This is a genomic window from Desulfoplanes formicivorans (assembly GCF_001748225.1).
Taxonomy (GTDB): Bacteria; Desulfobacterota; Desulfovibrionia; order Desulfovibrionales; family Desulfomicrobiaceae; genus Desulfoplanes; species Desulfoplanes formicivorans.
Genome location: NZ_BDFE01000008.1, coordinates 105,728 through 121,971, shown reverse-complemented (window position 1 = coordinate 121,971; position 16,244 = coordinate 105,728). Strand labels below are relative to the sequence as shown.

The window sequence follows — 16,244 nt, the reverse complement described above, 5'->3', positions numbered from 1 at the left end:
TAGGTATTGTATCCCGCGGCCCCGAAATGATTCCGGGACTCAAAACACGGGTACTCTGATGTAAACCGAGCTTGATATATATTTTTGCATAAAAAAGCAAGCCACTGCCGAGCTGATTCCTTGCCGCCTCACCCTGCCGAAATAACGGCCGTTTTACAAAACACGCAAGGGCAATACCAGGCATGTTTACCCCCGCAAACAGAGGTTGATCCCATGCCCGCGTCTTCAACGGGACGAAAACCATCACGGTCCGAGCCCGTATGCAGCAGCCGGGTACCCCTCATCCGCCGAGTATGAAGCAGGCCCGGACCGCTCCTATTCCCCGTTCTTGCGGGCAAAAATCAGAAATCCCGTATGAGCGACCATGCGGTCGTCAGGACGAAACCGCTCTCCATTGACCTTATATTTTCGCAACAGGATCTCAAGCACTTCAACATCGCCAAAAGGCGCCTCTTCAAGGGCCATGAGCAGATCCTGGACCTGATTGGTGGTGGGTAACAAAAAGCCAATGGGCGCCCCGGGGCTCATGGCAGCAGCTGCCTGCTCGAGATAGTCCCAGGGAGTGCGTACATCCAGGAAAAGGGCGTCCACATCGGTCTGCAAAAACCCCTCTTTGATATCCCGGTTAAACCACTCGACCCGGGACGCAAGACCGGCCCATTCAAGGTTTTTGGAACACAGTTCACTGAATTCCTCCCGCCTGTCATAGGAAAAAACGCACCCCTGATCCCCCACGCTCCAAGCCAGGGCCATGGTCATGCCACCAGAACCACTGCCCGCTTCAATGACCCGTTTGCCAGGTCCGATACCCAGACGCATCAAGGCATATCCGATGTCCTTGGGATACATGATCTGGGTATGTCTCTTGATCCCCTTGATCAAATCGTACAGGGTTGGCAAGAGAATGGAATAGGGGCGACCAAGATGCGTGTTCACGGTCGCGCCAAAACCCCGATTGAGGACATCGGCAAGATCCAGCTTGCCATCATGCGTATGTAACGTATCTTCGGGATCAAGCACGCGAAAGTATCGCTTGCCCTTGGGACTGACTAACATTACCAATTGACCGGCTTGCAGCATAGAGTCTCCTCCTCGAGAATAAGGGGCGAGGTATCCCGGGTTCAACAGGCCTGTCAAGACGGAAGCCTGCTCCACCAAGATACGGCAGGCTGCACTCAATGACCCTGATGCCAAAACCTTGATGACAAGGCAGGTAATCTGCCGATCTTCTTGGCAAACCAACTCCAGCCGGCCCGAAACAGCCGGTATTAGGGCGTGTTGCAGGCACACCAAAAAACACAGGCCATGCCCTTGTCTTTATTCAGGGAAGACCTATAGATAGATATTGTTTGTTCAATTATACACCATTTTCTCTGGCAAGGAACTTCACGAACGTGGATTTCAACTACATTTTCGGGCCCGTTCCCTCGGGAAGGCTCGGTCGCTCCCTGGGGCTCGACCTCCTTGGCCGTCCCATCTGTGATTTTGATTGTCTGTACTGCGAAGTCGGCAAGACCCGTGTTCACACCCTGGCCCGCCAGCCCTGGGTCAGGGCCGAGGCTATCCTGACAGAACTGGAAAACTGGCTTTCCCTGGGCCTGCCACGTCCCGAATACATCACCCTGGGCGGAAAGGGTGAACCCTGCCTGAACAGTGAAATGGCTGCCGTCATCCAGGGAGTACACCGTCTGGCCCCGGATATCCCGGTTGCGGTTCTGACCAACGGCACCCTTCTCGGCAATCCGGAAGTCCAGCAGGCGCTGAAAGAAGCCCAGGTGGTCCTCCCTTCCATGGACACCCTCATCGAACAGGAATTCGTCCGGCTCAACCGTCCCTGCCCCGGCCTGGATCTGGAAGCAATCCGTACTGGCATCCTTGAATGGGGAGCAGGCTATGGCGGAGCCATCTATCTTGAAATTCTTCTCGTGGCAGGCATCAATGATTCCGAGGCCAACCTCCAGGCCATGGGTCCCTTTTGCAAGGCCCTGGCTCCGGATCGCATTGACGTGGTCACCATGACCCGACCCGGCGCCTTTTCTGTTGCGCGACCGGTTGATCAGGCGACCCTTGACCGATGGCGACAGGTCCTCAACGTCAACAACGGGTCGCGGGATTTTCTGGCCCACGTCCGTCAATCCGCAAATTTCCAGTCGCCGGCAACCATGACCGATGATCAACTGACCAAAGCTATCCTGCACTCCATCGCCATCAGGCCCCAGACCGTGCCTCAAATAGCCATGGCCATGGGAGTCCGTGAAGAACGGGTCGGCAACATCATTGAACACCTTGCCACAAAACGCCAAATCACCGGCATCCCGGATGCCGGAACCATGTTCTATGCCCTCGCCGATCAGGACAGGGAAAAGACCATATCACAAATTTTCTGACGTGCCCCAATGTCTGCTCGTACCATCCCCGGGAAGCCGGGTTCGCCCAGGCAGTCCATCACAAGCAGATCAGCGGAATCGTCTCCAACTTTTCACGTAGAAACGAGGAAACCATGGCCTCCAATAAAAAACGTCGTAAAATGTTCATCAGTGTTCTTCCAGGAGAACAAGTCGAGGTGGTTCTGACCCAGGACGGACGGGTCGAAGAATACTACCTAGAAATGGTTCATCAAAGCAAAACCAAAAGCAATATTTACAAGGGAAAAATCCACAACATTGATGCCGCATTGCAAGCGGCCTTCATCTCCTATGGTGCCCCCAAAAACGGATTTTTGCAGGTGGACGAGGTCCATCCAGAATACTACCAGCCCGGCACCAAACGAAGAAAGGGAAGCAAATACCCCCCCCTCCAGGAAGCCCTCAAACCGGGGCAGGAAGTCCTGGTCCAGGTGGTCAAAGACCCCACGGGTTCCAAGGGCGCTTTTTTGACCACCTATCTGTCCCTGCCCGGACGATACATTGTCCTCACTCCGGGACGTGAACAGCTGGGCATTTCCCGCAAGATCGAAGACCCCAAAGAACGCGAACGGCTCAAATCCATTTTCGAGGAACTCAAGGTTCCCGAAGGACTCGGCCTTATTGTCCGCACGGTAAGTGAAGGCCAAAGCAAGACAACCCTTGGCAGAGATTTGCAATTCCTGAAGCGGCTATGGAAGGAAGTCCGCAAGAAAGGGGTTGAAGCATCCACCCCGAGCCTGATCTACGAGGAAAAAGACCTGGCTTTCAGGGCGGTACGGGATTATTTCACCCAGGATGTGAGCGAAATATGGGTCGACCACGAGGAAACAGCCAAAATGGTCAAGGAAACCGTGACCCTTCTCTATCCCCGGCGGACCAAAATGGTCAAACAGCATACGGATTTTGAACAGACCCTGTTTGAACGCTTCAATATCGAAAACCAACTTGTCCAGATCTTTCGCAGGGAGGTCAACCTGCCAAGCGGCGGCCAGCTCTGTTTCGACCAGACCGAAGCCCTCATGGCCGTGGACATCAACTCGGGCAAAATCGGCGGCAAGAAAAATTTCAAGGAAATGGCCCTGCGGACCAATCTTGAAGCAGCCGAAGAAATTCCCAGACAGCTGCGGCTGCGCGATGTCGGCGGTCAGGTGGTTATCGACTTTATCGAAATGAAGGACAGAAGCCATATCCAGCAAGTGGAAAAGACCGTGCGTGCCGCCATCAAGGGAGACAAGGCCCGAACCGACGTGGGACGGATTTCCAAATTCGGTCTCATGGAACTCATCCGCCAGCGTCTGGGCACCTCTGCCCTTTCCCTGAGCATGGAGCCATGTCCCAGCTGCAAGGGTGTGGGCATCCGACGCAACCTGGAATGGCAGGCGATCCAGACCCTCAAGGAAATGTACAGACAATTGCGACGCAAACAATGTCCCTCTCCCTTTGAATACTGCGCATCTCCCGAACTGGTCACATATATACTCAACCACAAACGGGATATGATTCATCGTTTTGAAGAGGAATTTTCCAAGGATATATTTCTGGTCTCTGCCGATGCCCCCCTCAACAGGTAACGGCCATGAACAACAAGCGCGTACTCCTGCATATCTGCTGTGGTCCCTGTGCCATCTATCCCGTCCAGGCCCTCAGGGCCCAGGGCTATGATGTCACAGGGCTCTATTTCAACCCCAACATCCACCCGCTTCAGGAGTATCTCAAACGGCGGCAAGGGGTGGAAGCAACCGCCAAGCGGTTGGACCTCACGGTCATTTACAAGGACAAGGATTACGACCCGGCCGCCTATCTGCGCAACGTGGTCTTTCGGGAAAAGAACCGCTGTTTCCACTGCTATGCCATGCGCCTGGAAAAAACGCTGTCCGTGGCCAAACGGGGTGGTTTTGATTGTTTTTCAACCACCCTGCTGTACAGCAAGTTTCAGAACCATCAGACCATTGCCGATCTTGGCCGCGACATCGCAGGTCAGGGGGAAACCCCCTTTTTGTATCAGGATTTCCGGGAAGGCTGGCAACAGGGAATTGATCTTTCAAGGGAATGGAACATCTACAGACAGCAGTATTGCGGATGCATCTATTCGGAAATGGAACGCTATCACCGCGAGCTTGAAAAGGTCATGGCCAAGCGATGAGCACGACTCATTAATCGGCACCAGGGTCGGACAGACGCCCACACGCTCTTCTTCATACCTGCGGTCCTCAACCTGCGACGTGTCACATCAAACGTTGCTGCGCATCCAGCATGCACCATCGGTCTCTTCATGCTCCTCTACATCCATGTTCCCTTTTGTCGCCGCAAATGCCGGTATTGCGCCTTTGCTTCGGGCCCTTATTCCCGGAAAGGGATGCAAACCTATGTAGACCTCCTTCTCCAGGAACTTTGTTTCTGGAGCGAACGGTTGGAACACCCCACCATTGAGACCATTTATTTTGGCGGCGGAACCCCCTCCCTGCTTTGGGCACAGGATATCGAACGTATCCTGACGACCATTTTCATGCGATTCCAAGTCCTTCCTGGTGCAGAAATTACCCTGGAAGCCAATCCGGAATCCGCCAATGACACGACCTACCTCCAATCGCTGCACGATCTTGGAGTGAACCGCCTCAACGTGGGAGTCCAGTCGCTTGATTCCCATCTCCTGGCCATTCTCGGTCGGCTCCATACGCCCGACCAGGCGATCCAGACGTTGGACAAGGCCCGTACAGCCGGTTTCACCAACATCGGCCTGGATTTCATATGGGGCATTCCCGGACAATCGCTGAATCAATGGCTGGATCAGCTTGAAACCATTGCCAGGTTGAAGCCGGACCATCTTTCCTGTTATGGACTGACCATTGAACCCGGCACCCCCCTTGAACGGGATATCCAGGCCGAAAAGATCATGCTCCCTGCGGAGGACACCCAGTCGGCCATGTTTCTTGAAGGCTCGGCACTGCTTGGCGCACATGGCTACGACCATTACGAAATTTCCAATTTTTGTTTGCCCGACAGGCACAGCCATCACAATACAGGATACTGGCAAGGCATGGACTACCTGGGCGTGGGACCTGCAGCCGTGTCTACCATCTCTCACAACCGATGGACACACCCCCATGACCTCGAATCCTATGCATTGTCCTTGCAAAACAGGCAGCTTGGTGCCAACAGGGAAGTTCTTGCAGGGTCGACCCTGACCAATGAACAGATCATGCTCTCGTTGCGCACGAGCAAAGGACTGGGACTGGACCTGCTCCGGGCGCATAGGTCGGAGCAGGAGGCGCAGCAGCTGGATTGTCTCATTGAATCCCTGTGCCAGCACGGGCTGGCAACCATCAAGGATGCCTTCCTTGGTCTGACTCCGGAGGGCATGCTTGTGAGCAACACGATCATTTCGGAATTTCTCATCCAAGAGGCCAATTGACCAGGACCGGTGATCATCCATGTATGGAAAACTGTTCGGCCAATTTCTTTACGATCAGGGGATCATTTCCAAGTCCGACCTCAAAAAGGCGTTGCTCATGCAGGACACGATCAATCAGCCCCTGGGGATTCTGGCTCTGGAACAGGGTATGCTCTCCCCTGAACAGCTGCGTGAAATCCTGGACATTCTTCCAAAATCCACCAAACGATTTGGCCAACTCGCCATTGATCATGGTTTTCTCACGTCTAAACAGGTCAACCAGCTTCTGGCCATCCAGGAACAATCCCATCTCTTTCTCGGGGAAATGCTGATACGCCAGGGAAGTCTTTCCCCGGAGACGTTGCAGGCCAGCCTGACACGATTCCACGCTGCCAACCGGGACGTTGCGTCGCGGGTCATGGAGGCGAGCCGTCACGTACACATGGCCATTCCCCTCAAGCTCATCCTGGCAATCTTTCAGTCCTATATGTCCCGGGCCATCTGCGGCACGGCCAAGGCCACAGAGGTGCTTTCCTGCGGGCATCCGATCATGAGCAACGGGTTTGTCACCGCACACTTTGTCCGGGACATGGCTCCCAGGGCATCCCGACTCCTTTTCGGATTCACCATGGGCAAGCGGGAAGCCCTCTCCTTGTGCTACTGCCTTACCGACAAGAGCATTCACGACCAGGGACGTGCGGTCTTGGTGCTCCAGGAGTATGCCGAGACCCTTGGCTATTTGATTGACACGGAATTGCGCAAGCAAGGTTTTCCCGAGTCCATGACCCATATCCACATGCATGATGACACCGAGCCCCCCAGGCATGCCGACTTGTGTATCCGCATGAGTACGACCATCGGCCCCCTCGTTCTTTTCTTCAAAACCCTCTCCCAGGATCAAGCCCAATAGTATGACCCCAGTTCACACCCATCTTCCCATCGGCGTATTCGACTCCGGAGTTGGCGGCCTGACCGTGCTCAAGGCACTACGTCACCAACTTCCCCATGAAAACCTCATCTATCTGGGAGACACGGCCAGACTTCCCTACGGAACCAAGAGTCCGGACACCATCACCCGCTATGCCCTGCAGGTTGCGGCCAAGCTCATCTCCCAGCAGATCAAGCTGCTGGTCGTGGCCTGCAACACGGTATCCTCCGTGGCCCTGGCCGATCTTGCGCTACAATGCGCTCCCGTCCCGGTCATCGGAGTTGTCAAACCCGGGGCGCAGGCTGCATGCCGGGCCACAAGGAACCGACAAATCGCGGTCATGGGAACGGAATCAACCATTTCCAGAGGCGCCTACCAGCAGGCCATCCATGCCATAGATCCAAACGCGACCGTTCTGTCCACATCCTGCACATTGTTCGTGGCTCTTGCCGAAGAGGGATGGCTCACGGGAAGCATTGTTGAATCTGTTGCCAAACGCTATCTGGATGACCTTCTTGCAAACCACCCCGGAACATCTCCCGATTGTCTGGTTCTGGGATGCACCCATTTCCCCCTCCTTGCCCCGGCCATTGCCAGGGTTGCCGGACCAACCATGACCCTGGTGGATTCGGCAAGCACCACAGCCGTGGAGGTGGCCAACATCCTGAAGGGACAAAACCTTTGCACCATCTCACGGCAGCCGGGCAGCACACGTTTTCTGGCGACTGATTCGGCCTCCCGTTTTGCCCGGGTGGGGAGCATATTTCTTCAGCAACCCCTCACCTCCAGAGATGTCGAAATCGTGGATCTCTGACCCCAAAAGGCCATCATGCAGGTCGTCTGCACCTCATCTTCCAGTGATTTTCAGGACAACGTGTGACAGCACGGACCTGAAGACTTCACGCTGTTGCCGTGGGGACAAGCCTGCAAAATGCAAAAAGGATGGCAACAAGTCTCCCCTGCCCCCGATTCATCAACGCCGAAAGCCCGCCTGGCAATGACCAGAGACGGGCTTTCGAGCGTTTTGAAGGATTCGATGATCAACTTACGGATATCGAACCCGGGCCATGGCAGGAATTGTTACCTGACCACTAACCAGCCATGGGCGGCATCATGCCATGATGGAAGACATAGGCAACAATGACGGCCACGGGAACGATGTAGACAAACAAAGCGATCATGTACACAAAGATCAGCTTGCCGAAATGAGACTGGGCCAGCTTCTTGAAATCAGTAATGCAGCCAATACTTACAAAGGTAAGCATGAAGAACAGCTTTCTGAGGCCCTTTTCAACAGGCATGGCTCCGACCTTGGCAGCAACAGCCAGATGCGGAGTCAAAAAGAGCACGGCCAGATAAATGGCCCAGGCCAGAAAATACCCGAGAACGAACTTGGGGAACCTGTGCCATACTTCCGAGGCCGGAACATGTTCCCCCTCGATTTTGTCCACCTTGTACACCCAGACCATGGCCAGGACAAACGCCCACAGACCGATGAACATGTCGATCCATACCTTGGTCATGATGGCGCTGATGGTAATGGAACCCTCTTCATAGGTCACACCATCGGCTTCCATCTTGGCAGAACGCATGAGTTCGTCCAGAACAGCACCAGCAGCACCATCGGCACCATCAGTTTTGACGGACATACCCATGGCTGCACCGGCAACGATCGGCTCACTGGACATGGTTGCCGAAAAAATGGGGGGCAGGATAACCAGCTCAATAACAGCATACACAACGATAAGCGCGGAAACCATGATGGGAACCAGGGGTTTGGATCGCACGGCACCAGCTGTTGCAACGGCTGCGGAAACACCACAGATGGAGATACCCGAAGCCAGAACCGCAGAGGTCTTGCGTCCAAAGCTGAAAAAACGACGGGCAATAAAATAGGTTCCCGGCCAGAAGATGAGATAGGCAACAATGGTTGCAGCGGCACCGGCAACAGCCAGTTCCATGACAAAACCTGCCGCCTTGATGGCCATATATCCGACCTTGACGCCCAGGAACACAATGGCGGTCTTGATGAACCATTCGGGCTTGGCTGCTTCGGAAAGATACTTGGCAAAGCCCTTCATGAAGTTACCGATGAACAGGCCGACGAACAGGGCAAGAATGTAGGAACCACCACCGCCCAGGCCCAAGCCAAAGGAAATGCCATATTTGCCCCATTCCCGGGACGTGGCCGTGATGGTGGCGTGATGACCAATGATCCAGACGGCATAGGTGATCACAAAGATGCATGTCCAGCCGCCCAAAAATTTCTTGAAATCCCAGCCCATGCAATAGGCACCCACGCAGACCGGAATGGTAATAAAGACATAGGAACCAATCAGAGCGCCCCATGGACCCCATGATTTATACCCTTTGCCCAGGGGAGCGATCATTTTTTCAAAAGGAGTTCCTGCAACCCAGGCATGGGGATAGGCAACCCAGCCCACCAGATCCGGGCCAAAGATTGAAAGAAGTCCCAAAACCACAAAGGTCATACCCAGCCAGACAGACCACCAGTCTTCCTGGATGAGCATACCGGAATACCACTTTCTGTTTTCATAACTTGATACCGGTGACATTATTCTCTCCTTTCTAGTTATCGAATGTGAAATGGACCACTCTGTTGAAATAGTGGTTGGCATACTGGCGCATGAATGGGGGCATGCACTTGTTGTCAAAGGTCATTCTGACTTTGTATTCAGACAGCCCTTTGGTCAGCTCCCTGCGCACAAGTTCCTTCTGGAGATTTCTGTCCAGATCGCTCAACGAATCGCCCTTGGCCGTGATCTCACCGCAATCGGCCAGCCAATTCTTTCCATCGTGAACTAGTCTGAAATCAAGCATGGCTTAACTCAGGATAAATTTGTTAATCAGATACCCGAAAATCACCAGGCAAATACCCGCAGTAATAAACGATCCAACCACCAATTTGGTCTCTATGGGAGACCAGGGCTCGCATTCCTCAAAGGGATTCTCGTCATCCATGGCATCCATGGAAAGAGTTCCTTGGACCTTTTTGTCTTCTGCCATTGCTACACTCCTTATGTTGATGGGAAACATGAATAGTACCATACCGTCACACAACAAGCATTTTTGACGCCAGTTTTCTGAACATGACAACACACTGAAATACCGTACTATTATATTTTATCCCACCCCAAGGTGTAGCCCCGTGGAAGCACCATGTATCCCCAAAGAGACACTTCCTGGCCTTGCAGTACCTTCTGAACAGGACTACACGTACTGGATTCATGGCTGAAGCACTGAGGCCCCGGCAACAGCAAGGCCAATGCCCCCACATCATGAACGGGTACGTCATGACCTGCATACTTTTGTAAACACCCTCAACAACCGGGTTCCGCCACCCGGTGACGAACAAATTCCCCATGTCTCCCTTCACCAAGAACACGCTGCAAACAAAATTCATCTTCTGGCTCATTGTCTCCATGCTTTGCGTGGGTACGTTTCTGTCCACGGCGTTGTACTTCAACATGAGGAATATCCTTTTCACCGAGGTCAAGGACAAAACCCATCTTCTCTTTGCCCAGGTGGATTCCATCCAGAATTATGTCCGCACCATACTTCGCCCGTCCATGTACCAACTGCTCGGAACCGACCGGTTCATCCTCGAGTCCATGTCCTCATCCTTTGTATCCAAACAGATCATGGAGGATCTGAAATTTCCCAAACAGAATTATCATTACCGAAGAGTGGCCATCAACGCGCGCAATCCCAAATTCGAGGCCAACGAGCTGGAACAGGAGTTCATCGAATATTTCAGGAAAACACCCAACAAGAAGATATGGGAAGGGATCAGGAAAATCAGGGGGGAGGATTACTACATCACCACCAGACCTGTCAGATTCGAGAAGCCGTGCATGCGCTGTCACGGCTCCCCCCAGCAGGCGCCTGTGGAGGTCATTGCCAAGTACGGATCGACCCGGGGATTCAACTATCTCGAGGGAAAAATCAGCGGCCTTGACCTGGTGGGCATCCCCATCCAGGTCTCGTTTTTACGTATCAAGGAAGCAGCCATCAGCTACGCCATCATGGCCCTTGGGGGAGCATTGTTTTTTTTTGGCATGATCAGTGTCCTGTTCAATCGTCTGGTGGTCCACAACCTGCGCCGGGTGCTGGACATATTTCACGGTGAGGCCAACGACACGCAGGAAAAAAAGATTTTTGAAAAGATACACACCGGCGACGAGATCCATGAAATATTTCATGCCACCGAAGAACTGGGAACACACCTCAAGGAGGCCCGGAACAAACTCGAACAATATGCGGAAAATCTCGAGCACATGGTTGCCGAACGAACAAAAGACCTCCAACAGGAAACGCGCGAACGCCAATTGGATGTCCACCTCTTTGTGGACATGCTGAACCAGCTGAACACCACCTCCTCACGGCCCGAACTTCTGGACCAGACCCTGGCCCTCATGGGTACCCGATTCGAGGTTTCCTCCATCACTTATGTATGCGCCGCAGCCTCGCAGCGTTCCTACACCTGGCCTCCAACAGCCACTCCCTGTTCGCTCCCGGACAACTGGACATCTCTGCTTGTGGACAAACGCGCCGTGTTCGATACCAGGCGAGCCCTCATCCCGGTGATCACCCAGGACACGGCATGGGGCATCCTTTGCCTGCATTGGGGCCATGATCCGGGCATGTCGATGCAGACCCGCCAGGTGCTCACCGCTCTTGGTCAGCAGCTCGCCCTGGCCATAGAAAACCTCCAGGCTCTGGATGATCTCCTGCACCAGCGCAACATTCTTCAGTCCGTGTTTGACGGCATTTCCGACCCTCTGCTACTCCTTGATGGTACCGGCCAGGTGATTATTGCCAACGCGGCAGCCCGCAGCAACTTTTCCTGGCCCGAAAACAGGGTACCCACGGCAATCCCCTTGCCCAGCATTCTGGAATCCCACCCGGCCATGCTGTCCGAAGATGGCAATCTGCAAACCGCCCCACAACCGGGCAGTCATGAATTCCACATGCACAACCGCCATTTCATGGTAACCATCTATCCCTTGCGCCAATCCGATCGCATGGCCATTTACGTACGAGACAACACTTCAGAAAAGAAAATGATTACCCGCATGCAGCAGTCGGAAAAAATGATCGCCATGGGGAAATTTGCAGCTGGCCTGGCCCATGAAATCAACAATCCCCTGGGGATCATTCTTTGTTACACTGAGCTTCTGCGGATCTCGGCAAAATCACAACAGGCCATTGACGACCTGACAATCATTGAAAAGCATGCCAGACAGGCTCAAAATGTGGTTCAGGATCTGCTCAATTTCGCCCACATCAAGAAAAATCCCGATGTCCGGTGTGACCTCTTTGCCACCCTTGCCGGTCTCCACCAGGTATTCAAAGTCCAGGCCGAGGCCAAACACATCCAACTGCACATGAGCTCGGCTGAAACACCCGTAACCATCAAGGTCTCCAGCCGTGACATCGAACACATTCTGACCAATCTGTTTGTCAACGCTCTGGACGCTCTGTCAGCCGAAGATGGACGCATTGACATCACTGCCGAGGTCGAGAAAGATTCCGGCGTTGTGGTCCTTACGGTCAGGGACAATGGGCCGGGTATTCCGGAAAAAGACCTGCCCAACATCTTTGATCCGTTTTATACGACCAAGGACGTCGGTCAGGGAACCGGTCTGGGTCTGGCTGTTGTCTACAACCTCGTCCAGGATAACGACGGCGACATCAATGTTTACAACGACAACGGTGCCGTCTTCGAGATTACGCTCCCGTTGTAGCATGAGCACAGATACCTCGGCACCTTCAACCAGAAACCAGGAATCGTCTTTCCCATGCCAGAACCCCAAACCATTCTCATTGTTGACGACGAAAAAGACTTTTCCCGGGGCCTCTGCCGATTGCTCGGGCAAAGATTTCCCGCATGCAGGTGTATTGATGCCGATTCCGGCACCCGGGCACTTTCCATTTTGGAAAACCGTCGGATTTCGCTCATGCTGACGGACCTGCGCATGCCTTCCATGACCGGAGATGAACTCCTCACCCGGGTGCTGGCCATTGATCCGAACCTCAGCGTGGTCATCATGACCGCATTCGGCGATGTTCAGACCGCAGTCAAAACCCTCAAATCCGGGGCGTACGATTTTCTGCTCAAACCCCTGGACAACGAAGTGTTCTTTCGCGTGGTAGAAAGGGGACTGGAACGCAACCGCCTTTTGTGCGAGAATGTCGAACTCAAATCTCTGACCAAATCCCGGCCCCTGTCCCCATCCCTTATTGGACAGAGCAGGGTCATGGCTCGACTCCGGGAGACCATCGCCACGGTGGCCCAGACCAATTATACGGTTCTCATTCGTGGAGAATCAGGCGTAGGCAAGGAACTGGTAGCGCGAATGATCCACAGGCTCTCGCCACGCGCCAAACGGCCCATGGTTACGGTCAACTGCCCGGCCATTCCTTCGGAACTTCTGGAAAGTGAACTTTTCGGACATACCAAAGGGGCCTATACCGGCGCGGACGCTTCCAGCAAGGGCCTGTTCTTGAGTGCGGACAACTCTACCCTTCTGCTGGACGAAATCGGGGACATCGACCCAACCATCCAGACCAAACTGCTCAGGGCTATCCAGGAAAGGGAAATCCGACCTGTTGGTTCCACAACCCCGACCAAGGTGGACGTGCGCATCCTGGCCTCCACCAATCAGGACCTGGAACACAAAATCCACGATGGTGCGTTTCGCGAAGACCTCTTTTACCGGCTCAACGTCCTGACCATTGACGTCCCTCCCCTGCGTGAACGAAGCCAGGACATTCCGCTTCTGGTCCAGTTTTTCATTCTCAGAACGTGTCGGGAAATGTCCATTGAGGAAAAAGAGATCGATCCCGACGTTCTTTCCTATCTTGCAACCAAAACCTGGCCGGGCAATGTCCGTGAACTGATCAATTTCATCCGCAGGCTGGTTTTGTTTTCCCGGGGAAAACGGATCACCATGTCCTCGGTCTCCCTGGTTGAGGGAACCGGCAACCTGCCCACGGACCACCCAACCGGCATCACGCCGTACAAGCAGGCCAAGGCCGATGTCCTCAACCAATTCACCCGCACCTATGTGACCGACCTTCTGGAAAAGACTTCGGGCAATATTTCCGAAGCGGCCAGGCAAAGCGGTTTGGGACGGGTCTCCCTGCAAAAAATTTTGCGACGTATGGATATCTCGGCCAGGGATTTCAGAAAATAACCTTCCCCATTCATGAACCAAACCAGCAAATCACTCATCCTTGCGGAAAAACCCTCTGTGGCCAGGGAAATCGCCAAGGTTCTCGGTCTCCGGGGACGCGGTCAGGGGTATCTTGAAGACAATCGCTACGTGATCACCTGGGCTGTTGGCCATCTGGTGAATATCGCCGAACCCGGCGATCAGAACCCGGATTGGGGTAAACAATGGTCATTGCAACAGCTGCCCATGATCCCGGAGCGGTTTACCCTGACCGTACTCGACCAGACCAGGGACCAGTTCGCCATTGTCAAATCCCTCATGGCACGCGACGACATCACGGACATCATCAATGCAACAGACGCCGGACGCGAAGGTGAACTCATCTTCAGACGCATTTATCTGACGGCTGGATGTACCAAGCCCATCAAGCGCCTCTGGGCCAACGACATGACCGAGGCCGGCCTCAAAAAGGCCCTGGCCAACCTTGTCCCCGGCGAGGACAAACGCAATCTGGGACTGGCCGCCTTTGCCCGGGCCGAGGCCGACTGGCTGGTGGGCATGAATTTTTCCCGACTCTTCACGGTCAAGACCGGTGGTCTGGTCACGGTGGGAAGGGTCCAGTCACCAGTCCTGAAACTCCTTGTGGACCGTCGCAAGGCCATCGAAAACTTCAAGCCCCAGAACTACTGGACCATCGAAGGGATGTTCGGACAGGAAGACGAACCCTTCAAGGGCGTCTGGTTCGCCCCGCCCAAACGCAAAGACAACAAGCTATGGGAAGAGGATCATGCCAAGGAATTGGCCAAACAGTGTACAGACAAACAGGGCATGGTGGAATCGGTCTCAAGTACCCGGGGACGTCAGCGTCCGCCTCTGCCCTTTGATCTGACCACCCTGCAGCGTGAGGCAAATACACGGTTCGGATTGTCGGCCAAAAGGGTTTTGGAAATCGCCCAGGAACTCTATGAATCCAAGAAAATTCTCACCTATCCGAGAACCGATTCGCGCTATCTGACCACCGAAGTATATAACGAAATTCTGGACCACCTGCGGGCCATATACCCTCATTTCCAGGAAATCAGCACCCTTGCAGCCGAACGGATCAAGGCGGCCACCAAAAAATTTGCCTGCGTCAACGACAAGAAGGTCTCGGACCACCACGCCATCATCCCGACGAAAAAACCTGCCGTACGTGAACAGCTCTCCCCGGATCAATGGAACATCTACGAAATGGTCTGCCGCAGAACCATGGCCGCGTTTCTCCCCGACTGCACCTTTTTGACATCCCAGGTCTGGATTCTGGTGGAGACCGAACCCTTCAAGGCCACGGGTAAAATCTTCAAGGACCGGGGATGGTTCGTGGCTGAACCCTGGCGAACAGCCAAGGACAATCCCCTTCCAGGAGTTGCCAAGGGAGATCCCATCAAGGTTCGCGAGGTTGGACCGGTCAAACACACCACCAAGCCGCCTGCCCATTTTACGGACGCATCCCTGCTTGGAGCCATGGAAACAGCGGGCAAGCTGGTGGACAACGAAGAACTGCAGGAAGCCCTCAAGGAGCGGGGACTGGGCACGCCGGCCACCCGCGCTCAGATCATCGAAACCCTTATCAGCAGAAACTACGTGACCAAACAGGGTAAAAAACTCATGGCCACGGACAAGGGCTGCCATGTGGTTGAAACCGTTGAAGCGTCTTTGCCCGATCTGGTTTCTCCGGAATTGACCGGTTCATGGGAACAAGAACTCAAGACCATGGAGCATGGCAACATAACCTATCCTCAATTCATGGGCAGGATCAAAAACATGGTACGCCAGGGCGTGGAAAACCTGCGCAACAGGAAATTCGCCACCACCCCGGCCACACTGCCACCCGGCAAGACATCCCTTGGGAAATGCCCTAAGTGCGGAGGGGATGTGGTTGAAAACTCCAAAGCCTATGGATGCATCAACTGGCGCGAGGCCAACGGGGGGTGCAGATTCACCATCTGGAAAAATATGTTCGGCGGGAAGATCAACAAAACCCAGGTCAAAGAATTGCTCACCAAGGAAATCACTTCCAACGCATTGAAGCTTGAAACCAGGGACGGGAAAAAATATGAAGCGCGGCTGATCCTGCAACAAGGACGTGTCAAAGTAGACATGCAGACCAACAACCGGTCTGCCACTGCCAAAGTCAGACAGCAGGTTGCAGCACAAGCAGACGAGCCAGGGGATGCCAAACCGTCTCCATGAAGTTTCCATCAAACCACATCACGATGCGTCACGCTATCAGCCAACAAAATACCCTGCCGGAAATAAATATTTCCGGCAGGGCTTTGTTT

13 protein-coding genes are annotated in these 16,244 nt (G+C 54.0%); 9 read left to right on the top strand and 4 right to left on the bottom strand.

The window, feature by feature from the left end; all coding sequences use genetic code 11:
• Positions 1-315: 315 nt before the first annotated feature.
• On the bottom strand, positions 316-1,080 hold the full coding sequence (locus DPF_RS03205; protein WP_069857428.1) for a tRNA (adenine-N1)-methyltransferase: 765 nt from the start codon (positions 1,078-1,080) through the stop codon (positions 316-318).
• A 314-nt stretch (positions 1,081-1,394) separates the two neighbouring features.
• Between DPF_RS03205 and DPF_RS03200 the strand changes: the two genes are divergently transcribed.
• The 6 genes from DPF_RS03200 to murI all read left to right on the top strand — a co-directional run bounded on the left by DPF_RS03200 (position 1,395) and on the right by murI (position 7,538).
• Positions 1,395-2,387: a radical SAM protein gene (locus DPF_RS03200; protein WP_069857427.1), complete on the top strand. Its 993-nt coding sequence runs from the start codon at positions 1,395-1,397 to the stop codon at positions 2,385-2,387.
• A gap of 113 nt (positions 2,388-2,500) precedes the next feature.
• A complete protein-coding gene (locus DPF_RS03195) occupies positions 2,501-3,976 on the top strand; it encodes an Rne/Rng family ribonuclease (RefSeq protein WP_069857426.1) in 1,476 nt (491 codons plus the stop codon).
• A 5-nt stretch (positions 3,977-3,981) separates the two neighbouring features.
• The gene (locus DPF_RS03190; RefSeq protein ID WP_069857425.1) at positions 3,982-4,548 is read left to right on the top strand and encodes an epoxyqueuosine reductase QueH; all 567 of its coding nucleotides are present in this window, start codon (positions 3,982-3,984) and stop codon (positions 4,546-4,548) included.
• A 129-nt stretch (positions 4,549-4,677) separates the two neighbouring features.
• Positions 4,678-5,817 (top strand): radical SAM family heme chaperone HemW, encoded by a 1,140-nt coding sequence (gene hemW / locus DPF_RS03185; protein WP_069857424.1) that lies wholly within the window; start codon positions 4,678-4,680, stop codon positions 5,815-5,817.
• 19 nt (positions 5,818-5,836) lie between these two features.
• Entirely contained in the window at positions 5,837-6,706 is an 870-nt protein-coding gene (locus DPF_RS03180; protein ID WP_069857423.1) for a cyclic di-GMP-binding domain-containing protein, MshE-related, read from the top strand.
• Position 6,707: 1 nt separating this feature from the next.
• The gene (gene murI, locus DPF_RS03175; RefSeq protein WP_069857422.1) at positions 6,708-7,538 is read left to right on the top strand and encodes a glutamate racemase; all 831 of its coding nucleotides are present in this window, start codon (positions 6,708-6,710) and stop codon (positions 7,536-7,538) included.
• A 277-nt stretch (positions 7,539-7,815) separates the two neighbouring features.
• On the opposite strand, the gene DPF_RS03170 is transcribed toward murI, so the two are convergent.
• From DPF_RS03170 to DPF_RS03160, 3 genes are read right to left on the bottom strand one after another with little or no spacing between them, the layout of a single operon-like run.
• Positions 7,816-9,300 carry a putative sulfate exporter family transporter gene (locus tag DPF_RS03170; protein ID WP_069857421.1) on the bottom strand — a complete coding sequence of 495 codons (1,485 nt, stop codon included), beginning with the start codon at positions 9,298-9,300 and terminating at the stop codon, positions 7,816-7,818.
• Positions 9,301-9,313: 13 nt separating this feature from the next.
• Positions 9,314-9,565 carry a DUF5395 family protein gene (locus DPF_RS03165; RefSeq protein ID WP_069857420.1) on the bottom strand — a complete coding sequence of 84 codons (252 nt, stop codon included), beginning with the start codon at positions 9,563-9,565 and terminating at the stop codon, positions 9,314-9,316.
• Between the two features lie 3 nt (positions 9,566-9,568).
• Complete coding sequence (locus DPF_RS03160; RefSeq protein ID WP_069857419.1) at positions 9,569-9,751, bottom strand: hypothetical protein; 183 nt, start codon at positions 9,749-9,751, stop codon at positions 9,569-9,571.
• 356 nt (positions 9,752-10,107) lie between these two features.
• On the opposite strand from DPF_RS03160, the gene DPF_RS03150 reads away from it, so the two are divergent.
• From DPF_RS03150 to DPF_RS03140, 3 genes are read left to right on the top strand one after another with little or no spacing between them, the layout of a single operon-like run.
• Entirely contained in the window at positions 10,108-12,492 is a 2,385-nt protein-coding gene (locus DPF_RS03150) for a c-type heme family protein (RefSeq protein WP_069857417.1), read from the top strand.
• A 54-nt stretch (positions 12,493-12,546) separates the two neighbouring features.
• Positions 12,547-13,944, top strand: a complete 1,398-nt coding sequence (locus tag DPF_RS03145) for a sigma-54-dependent transcriptional regulator (protein WP_069857416.1) — start codon at positions 12,547-12,549, stop codon at positions 13,942-13,944.
• Between the two features lie 12 nt (positions 13,945-13,956).
• Positions 13,957-16,155, top strand: a complete 2,199-nt coding sequence (locus DPF_RS03140) for a type IA DNA topoisomerase (RefSeq protein WP_069857415.1) — start codon at positions 13,957-13,959, stop codon at positions 16,153-16,155.
• Positions 16,156-16,244 lie beyond the last annotated feature (89 nt).